The following is a 7076-nucleotide window of genomic DNA, read 5'->3' as shown; positions in this document are numbered from 1 at the left end:
TTCGCTCTGCGGTGCACAAAAAAATGCATTCTGCCCCGACTTTTTCATATTTTCTCCCAGAAACACGCCGAACGGAAGATGCACGCGGGCCGGCGAAGTCTCTTATATGTCGTTAATTTGACTTAACGCCGCGAATATTGCACTCATTGGGCCGCCGACAGGCGGGTGGGAGTTCATCGTTCATCCATGACAGACGAGAAGATCATACGCTCGATTGGCGCAGAAGCGCCGATCCTCGCCGAGGGCCGTCGTACGCCCGATCGGCGCGAGGTCTCTCTACGCTGGCTGTCCGGAACCTTCCTCACCGGCGTTACCGCCTCTATATTAATGGGCGTCGCGCTTTTCGCAGCACTTGAAGGCCGCGAGATGCTGACAACGCCGGCCGAAGCCTCGGCGATGACCAGGCCCGGCCGCGACGATGACCGCGGCGGCACTCTCGCTGCCGTCACCAAGGGCAAGCGGCTGATCTCGACCGCCATAGCCGCCAAGCCGGCCGACAAATCAGTCATGGAAGTGCCGACCGTGGTGATCGAGGGCGACAACCAGGTCGTCCGCAAGCGCCCCTTCGCGCATGTGAAGATGGCGCTGGCCGCAAACTATGCCACCGACGAGACCTATCCGCGCTTCGACCCGCTCAATATAGTCTCCGAGGGTGAGAAGAATGTCGCCGCCGCGCCCTCACCGGTCTTCTATGGTTCGGACGTCGAATCGGAAGTCGCGCTGAAGACCGACATCTTCCCCGCCGATCATGCCCCCTTCCCGCTCGCACCCTCGATGTCGATCGACGAGGTCGAGGAGAATGTCCGCACCAACGGTTCGGTGCTGACCGATGGCACCGCGCAGGTCGCGACACTCTATTATGTCGACCCGCAGCGTTTCGCAGCCGATACCGACGCGCTCGACCTGCTCTCGCGCGTCTCGGCGAAAGTGGTCGAGGAGAATACCACGGTCGCGGTGCCGACGGCGATCAACAGCCTGACTCCGGAATATGCCGACGACATCGTGCCCGTCCGCAAGGCCGCCAAGGTGAGCGCCATCATGCTCGGCGCCGGCTATGCCAAGGCGGATTCGCAAGCGATCGAAAACTATTTCGAACAGGCGCTTGGCCGCAGGGAACTTGCCGAGGGCGATGTCCTCCGGCTCGGCATCATCCAGGAAGGCGAGAAGGCACGGATCGTGCGCGCCAGCCTCTATTCGCAGAACACGCATCAGCTGACCGTTGCAGTGGATGACGACGGCAGGCTGGTGACCGGTACCGAGCCGCCCTATCTCGTCGCGATCAGCACCGCTTTCGATGACAGTTCGGTCCAGATCGCCGATACCAGCGACCTGCCGCGCGTCTATGATGGGATCTACCGCGCCTCGCTTTCCTATGGGATGAGCAAGGAGATGACGGGCAGGCTGGTGCGGCTGCTTTCGTCGAGCGTCGATTTCCAGGCGAGGTTGAAGCCGGCCGATTCGCTCGAAGTCTTCTATTCGGTCGAGGATGTCTCGGGCGAGGCCACCGAGGAATCCGAACTGCTCTTCGTGCATGCCAAGTTCGGCGACAACGACATCCGACTCTACCGTTTCCAGGATTCCGACGACAATACGGTCGATTATTACGACCAGGACGGCAAGAGCCTCAAGCAGTTCCTGATCCGCAATCCGCTGCCGAACGGCCAATTCCGCTCCGGCTTCGGCATGCGCCGGCATCCGATCCTTGGCTATATGCGGATGCATACCGGCGTCGATTGGTCCGCACCGCGTGGCACCCCGATCATCGCGGCCGGCAATGGCACGGTGATCCAGGCCGGCTGGGACAAGGGCGGCTATGGCAACCAGACGCTGATCAAGCACCCCAACGGCTATGTGACGTCGTACAATCACCAAAGCGCCATCGCCAAGGGGATCAAGGAAGGTGCCAAGGTTCGGCAGGGGCAGGTCATCGGCTGGGTCGGCTCGACGGGACAATCGACCGGGCCGCATCTGCATTACGAAGTCATCGTCAACGGCAACAAGGTCGATCCGCAGCGGATCCGCCTGCCGGGCGGCAAGTCGCTGAAGGGCGACGAGCTTGCGAAGTTCGAGGACGAGCGTAAGCGCATCGACACCCTGCTCGGCAATGCCGAAGCGACCAAGGTCGCCGAGACCCAATAGTTTTTCCGACGACGGGCAATGAAAACCGGCGGCATCGCTGCCGCCGGTCGAATGTTCGCTTGGAGTTACGCGGCTTCCGCCGGCGCCGCCTCGATGGGACGGCTGGCCGAGAAGACCAGCCTGTCGGACCCGGCCGAGACCAGGATCTTCGACCCATCGGGGAAATCGCCGGACAGGATGCGCTCGGAGAGCGGGTCCTGGATATAGCGCTGGATCGCACGCTTGAGCGGACGGGCGCCGTAGATCGGGTCGTAACCCTTGTCGGCAAGCCAGCCCCGCGCATCGGCGCCGAGTTCCAGCACCATCTTGCGATCGGCGAGCAGCTTCATCAGCCGCTCCAACTGGATATCGACGATCGCGCCCATCTCCTTGCGATGCAGGCGATGGAACAGGATGATCTCGTCGACGCGGTTCAAGAACTCCGGACGGAATGCCGATCGGACCACGCCAAGCACCATTTCGCGCACCGAATCGACCTCGTCATTCTCGCCGAGCTGGGTGAGGAATTCCGCGCCCAGGTTCGAGGTCATGATGATGATCGTGTTCTTGAAGTCCACGGTGCGGCCCTGGCCATCGGTTAGGCGACCGTCGTCGAGAACCTGCAAGAGCACGTTGAACACATCCGGATGCGCCTTCTCGATCTCGTCGAACAGGATCACCTGGTATGGCCGGCGGCGGATCGCTTCGGTCAGCGCGCCGCCTTCCTCATATCCGACATAGCCCGGAGGTGCGCCGATCAGGCGCGAGACCGAGTGCTTCTCCATATATTCGGACATGTCCATCCGGGTGATCGCCGTCTCGTCATCGAAGAGGAAACGGGCGAGCGATTTGGTAAGCTCGGTCTTGCCGACGCCGGTGGGGCCGAGGAAGATGAACGAGCCGATCGGCCGGTTCGGATCCTGCAGCCCGGCACGCGCACGGCGGACCGCGCGCGACACGGCCTGCACGGCTTCGCCCTGGCCGACGACGGACCTTGCCAGCTCGTCTTCCATCCGCAGCAGTTTTTCGCGTTCGCCTTCGAGCATCTTGTCGACCGGAATGCCGGTCCAGCGCGACACGATGTGCGCGATATGGTCCGGCGTCACGACTTCCTGCACCAGGTCGGCCGTGGTTTTGTCGCCATGGCTTTCGGCGGCTTCGAGCTGCTTCTCGAGACCGGGGATCACGCCATAGGCCAGTTCGCCGGCGCGCTGAAACTCACCCTTGCGCTGGGCGATCGCCAGTTCATTGCGGGCGTCGTCGAGTTGCTTCTTGATATCGGCGGCGAGGCCGAGCTTCTGTTTTTCGGATTGCCAGCGGGCGGTGAGCGCACCGGCTTCCTCCTCGATCCTGGCAAGATCGAGCTCAAGCTTCTCCAGCCGGTCCTGCGACGCTTGGTCGGTTTCCTTCTTCAAGGCTTCGCGCTCGATCTTGAGCTGCATGATGCGACGATCGAGTTCGTCGAGCTCTTCGGGCTTGGAATCGACCTGCATGCGCAGCCGCGAGGCGGCCTCGTCCATCAGGTCGATCGCTTTGTCGGGAAGGAAGCGGTCAGTAATATAGCGGTTGGAAAGGGTAGCCGCCGCGACAAGCGCCGAATCGGAGATCCGGACCTTGTGGTGCTGCTCGTACTTTTCCTTGAGGCCGCGCAGGATCGAGATCGTGTCGATCACGTTCGGCTCGTCGACGAAGACCGGCTGGAACCGGCGGGCGAGTGCGGCGTCCTTCTCCACATGCTTGCGGTATTCGGCAAGCGTGGTGGCGCCGACGCAGTGCAGCTCGCCACGGGCGAGCGCGGGCTTCAAGAGGTTCGACGCATCCATCGCGCCTTCCGCCTTGCCGGCACCGACCAGCGTGTGCATCTCGTCGATGAACAGAATGATCTCGCCGTTCTCCGATTGCACTTCGTTCAAGACGGCCTTGAGCCGCTCCTCGAACTCGCCGCGGAATTTTGCGCCCGCGATCAGCGAGCCCATGTCGAGCGCCATCAGCTTCTTGTCTTTGAGCGATTCCGGCACATCGCCATTGACGATGCGGAGTGCGAGGCCCTCGGCGATTGCCGTCTTGCCGACGCCAGGCTCGCCGATCAGCACCGGATTGTTCTTGGTGCGGCGCGACAGAACCTGGATCGTGCGGCGGATTTCGTCGTCGCGGCCGATGACCGGATCGAGCTTGCCGTCGCGCGCCTCGGCGGTGAGGTCGCGGGCATATTTCTTCAGCGAATCGAAGCCCTGTTCGGCATTGGCCGAATCGGCGGTGCGGCCCTTGCGGATCTCGTTGATCACCTGGTTGAGGCCGACAGCCGAAACGCCCGCCTTCTTCAGCGTGTCGGCGGTGGAAGCCGTGGTCTCGATCGCCAGCGAGACGAGCAGGCGCTCGACGGTGACGAAGGAATCGCCGGCCTTCTTGGCGGCGTCCTCGGCAGCGTTGAAGATGCGGGCGAGCGGTTGGGCAAGCGAAAGCTGGCCATTGCCGCCCGATGTCTTGGGCAGTTTCTTGATCGCCTCGTCATTGGCCAAACGCGCGATCTTCGAATCGCCGCCGGCGCGATCGATCAGCGATGCCGCCATGCCCTGCTCGTCATCGAGCAGCGCCTTCAGCACATGTTCGGCGGTGAATTGAGGGTTGCCCTCGCCAAGCGCATAGCTCTGGGCATTCTGAAGGAATCCGCGGACCCGCTCGGAATATTTCTGTAGATTCATGATGTCTCTCCGTTTCCCGCCCCGCCCTCCAAAGGCGCGAAGCGTTGGTCAAGATCGGCCCCCCGCAGGCTGGCCGTGCCGGGATGAATGATTTCCCGGTTGACCGCAATATGGGTATGGATTTGACGGAAATAAAGGGGATTGAGGGGGAGATTTTTGAGGGTTCGAAGTGAGCGCCGTGCACTGGATACCCCCTCTGCCCTGCCGGGCATCTCCCCCCACAAGGAGGGAGATCGGATGGGGCGCGCTCATTGCCCAAATTGACCGTCCGTTGCTCAGCATTCGACGTTGCAGTGTGGCGAGGTCAGCGCGCCCAGCCACTCTCCCCACCTGTGGGGGAGATGCCCGGCAGGGCAGAGGGGGGCGAACTGGCCGCGACGAAATTGATTTGATGACATCTTCCCTCCAAATACACCTCCGCATTCACGCGAGCCGTTCCGCCCCGTGGTCTGACCATGCACGTCCCCGATCCCTTCGCTCTGCGCATGAGAGATCGGCCGGGGCACGTCTCCGTGCCAGGGTAATAGGCCGCCTCGCGGCAGCCGGTTAAGACACGTCGCCGTGCCCCGTTAAGCGGTGTGCTCCATCCTCGAACTCGCCAGCTCTGCCCCCGTTGTCCCGCAGCCTTTGAGGAGCCTTGGGGAACGGGCATGTGCACATGACCAATGTGCGTCCGGGTCGAGGCCTTGCGGCCTCGGCCCAGAGGGCTGGCCCTTCTCTCGGACGCCCCGCATGGAGACTTACGTCGCTTCCCCATGCCGGTCACCGGTTCCGCCTCGCCCTGACGCCTCAGGGTGTAGCCGATACGGAACGGGAGGGAGTATGGCATGGAGTTGGGAGTTTTGGAAGATGGAAGAGGATTATTTTCCTAAATTGGGAGATAAGCGGTTGATTTGAAGAAAAGAGAATATCAGGATCCGTGCAGTTATGGGTCAAGAAAGACCCCGCCCCGAAACCCCTCCCCACAAGGGGGAGGGGCCAATCCGTGGGGTCGGCTCCGACCAAAGCAAGATCTGAACATGTTGGGCCGAAGAGTACCCCATGCGCGACGTTAAGCAGGGCGGGGCCGTGCCGCAGGTTAAGCCCCTCCCCCTTGTGGGGAGGGGTTGGGGCGGGGTCTTAAGTAGAGCCACCACACATTACATTCCGACTCGATGCAAGGTACCATCAAGGACGGAGTCTCACGGAGGAGCAGAGCATGACCGCATGGCGCATCCCTACATTCGACGATGTCAAGGCCGCGCGGAAGCGCATCGAGGGCATCGCGCATGTGACACCGGTCCTGACCTCCCGGACCGCCGACGCGCAGGCGGGAGCACTGCTTTTCTTCAAGGCGGAGAATCTCCAGCGCGGCGGTGCATTCAAGTTCCGGGGTGCGTACAACTCCATTGCGGCGCTAGATGCCTCGACCCGGGCAAGCGGCGTGGTCGCTTTTTCCTCCGGCAACCACGCCCAGGCGCTCGCCTATGCCGCTAAGCTCCAGAACATTCATTCGACCATCGTGATGCCAAAGGACGCGCCCGACATGAAGGTGGCGGCGACGAGGGGGTATGGGGCGGAGGTGGTGTTCTACGATCGCTACACCGAGGACCGCGAGGCGATCAGCCGGCGCGTTGCCGTAGCACGAGGGGCCACGCTGATCCCGCCGTATGACTATCCCGATGTGATTGCCGGCCAGGGCACGGCGGCGCTGGAACTTTTTGAATCCGTGGGAGAGCTCGATATTCTTGTAACACCGCTTGGCGGCGGAGGCTTGCTCTCCGGCAGCGCCCTTGCTGCCCGTGCCCTGTCGCCGGGGTGCAAGGTGATCGGCGTGGAGCCGGAAGCCGCCAATGACGGGCAGCAATCCCTGCGCAAGGGCGAGATCGTCCGCATTCCCGTGCCTAGATCCATCGCCGACGGCGCGCTCGTGACCCATGTCGGCGAGCACAACTTTCCCATCATGCAGGCCAATGTCGATGACATCGTCACGGTGTCCGACGCTGAGCTCGTCGCAACGATGCGGTTCTTCGCCGAGCGCATGAAGATCATCGTCGAGCCGACGGGGTGCCTTGCCGCGGCAGCCATCCTGCATGGCGTAATCGCCTGTTCCGGCAAGCGGGTCGGCATCGTGCTCAGCGGCGGCAATGTCGATCTGGCTACGTTCGGGGCGCTGCTCGGAGAGCACTGAGCATTCCAAGAAACGGTTTTCGACGCCGTTCAAAAAAACATCGACCCACTGTCGGCTTCGGCAGATGCCCATCGTCTTTCATCCGA

3 protein-coding genes are annotated in these 7076 nt (G+C 62.4%); 2 read left to right on the top strand and 1 reads right to left on the bottom strand.

Annotated elements, in window-relative coordinates:
• Positions 1 to 186 precede the first annotated feature (186 nt).
• Positions 187 to 2139: a M23 family metallopeptidase gene (locus ACSQ26_RS27070; protein WP_436014471.1), complete on the top strand. Its 1953-nt coding sequence runs from the start codon at positions 187 to 189 to the stop codon at positions 2137 to 2139.
• Positions 2140 to 2204: 65 nt separating this feature from the next.
• On the opposite strand, the gene clpB is transcribed toward ACSQ26_RS27070, so the two are convergent.
• Entirely contained in the window at positions 2205 to 4820 is a 2616-nt protein-coding gene (clpB, locus tag ACSQ26_RS27065; protein WP_436014469.1) for an ATP-dependent chaperone ClpB, read from the bottom strand.
• Positions 4821 to 6018: 1198 nt separating this feature from the next.
• On the opposite strand from clpB, the gene ACSQ26_RS27060 reads away from it, so the two are divergent.
• The gene (locus ACSQ26_RS27060) at positions 6019 to 6990 is read left to right on the top strand and encodes a threo-3-hydroxy-L-aspartate ammonia-lyase (protein WP_436014467.1); all 972 of its coding nucleotides are present in this window, start codon (positions 6019 to 6021) and stop codon (positions 6988 to 6990) included.
• Positions 6991 to 7076 lie beyond the last annotated feature (86 nt).

It is taken from the genome of Rhizobium sp. LjRoot254, assembly GCF_964254105.1.
Taxonomy (GTDB): Bacteria; Pseudomonadota; Alphaproteobacteria; order Rhizobiales; family Rhizobiaceae; genus Rhizobium_E.
The sequence above is the reverse complement of the archived record's forward strand: the minus strand, read 5'-3'. Positions and strand labels throughout refer to the sequence as shown.

What these genes read in the sequence shown, in the direction of transcription:
- ACSQ26_RS27070 (WP_436014471.1), top strand. Translation starts at nt 187, where the DNA reads ATGACAGACGAGAAGATCATACGCTCGATTGGCGCAGAAGCGCCGATC.
- clpB (WP_436014469.1), bottom strand. Translation starts at nt 4,820, where the DNA reads ATGAATCTACAGAAATATTCCGAGCGGGTCCGCGGATTCCTTCAGAAT.
- ACSQ26_RS27060 (WP_436014467.1), top strand. Translation starts at nt 6,019, where the DNA reads ATGACCGCATGGCGCATCCCTACATTCGACGATGTCAAGGCCGCGCGG.